At 49.0% G+C, this 1174-nt stretch carries 2 protein-coding genes; both read right to left on the reverse strand.

Translation table 11 applies throughout. The features are described 5' to 3' along the window. Positions 1–304 (reverse strand): AAA family ATPase (locus EO95_RS03855; RefSeq protein ID WP_048132349.1); only part of this gene is annotated, 304 nt, incomplete at its 3' end. Positions 305–360: 56 nt separating this feature from the next. Continuing rightward, positions 361–1174, reverse strand: an 814-nt coding sequence (gene cfbD / locus EO95_RS03860; RefSeq protein WP_048132351.1) for a Ni-sirohydrochlorin a,c-diamide reductive cyclase catalytic subunit, incomplete at its 5' end; no start/stop codon positions are given.

Raw genomic sequence — 1174 nt, forward strand, 5'->3', positions numbered from 1 at the left:
AGATGTGTATAAGAGACAGGCCTATACCGGGCTCAGGGCCTCCTGCTTCTATACATTTGACGCCTGCATACCCTTCAAAGACCACATCATTTTCGTTTACATCCACACCTTCGCGGAGAAGGTCAAGGATAGTTGGGATTCTCCTGCCTCCAAGAAGGGTTATGGATGAATCGCTTTTGGGGTCGCAGCCTATGATCATGACTTTCTTCCCTGCTTCCGCACAGGCAGCTGCAACGTTTGAGGCTGTGCTCGACTTACCTATGCCGCCTTTTCCGTAAATTGCAATGATCTTTTGTTTTTTCAAAGGATCTTCCTCCCGTTATTTGACTTTATCCTGCTTTTATCCTGACTCTTTTCGGTTCAGGCTTCCTTTGCAACTTCCTTTGCAACTTCCCTTAATGTGGCTCCGAACTCGGATTCCACAATTTCGCTGACTCCAAGGGTCTTTGGGTGGAGGTCGATCTCAACCATAACATGCTCATGCCCCATCTCTTTTAAGGGCAGGACCTGCCTCGGGCCGTTCGTAACCGAGATCAATTCCATGTGCTGCAGGTTTTCCATAGGGATTGCATGAGGAACGCCTGTGATAACTGCAAAATCGTAATCACTGTATTTTGTCTTAATTAGTTCACTGACCTTTTCCCCCGCAATCGGGTACTCATCCATGCCGCCGATGATTTCGTGAATCTCAACCCCATGGGCTTTGAAGTCCCGCATAATGTATTCAGCATGCTGCCTGACCCGCGGAAGCCCGAGTTCCGGGTCGATATTTGCCATATTGACCAGGTTTTCCTTTTTCCCGAGCGCATCTGCAACCTCATTGACCGCAAGGGTGATGTCTGCAAACATGTAGCCAGTTTCTTTTTTGGCGTTCATTATGACGAGGCCTTTCTTGCCTTCCTTGAGGAGTTCAATAACCCGCCTTGCAACCTTATATTTGAGGTCTCCCCTGGAGGGGGCAAGGTATTCCCTGCTCGCAGCCCCGAACCTCTTTTCAACCTCTGTGGCTTTTATGAGGAGGTGCTCCTGGCGCTCGAACTCTTTATGGTCAATTATCCCGGCATCGAGTGCAGACTCAAGGGCAAAGATCACGCCTTTTGTATTGTTGTGATACTGTCTCTTATACACATCTCCGAGCCCACGAGACGGACTCCTATCTCGTATGCCGTCTTCT

It is taken from the genome of Methanosarcina sp. 1.H.T.1A.1 (genome assembly GCF_000979295.1).
Lineage (GTDB): Archaea > Halobacteriota > Methanosarcinia > Methanosarcinales > Methanosarcinaceae > Methanosarcina.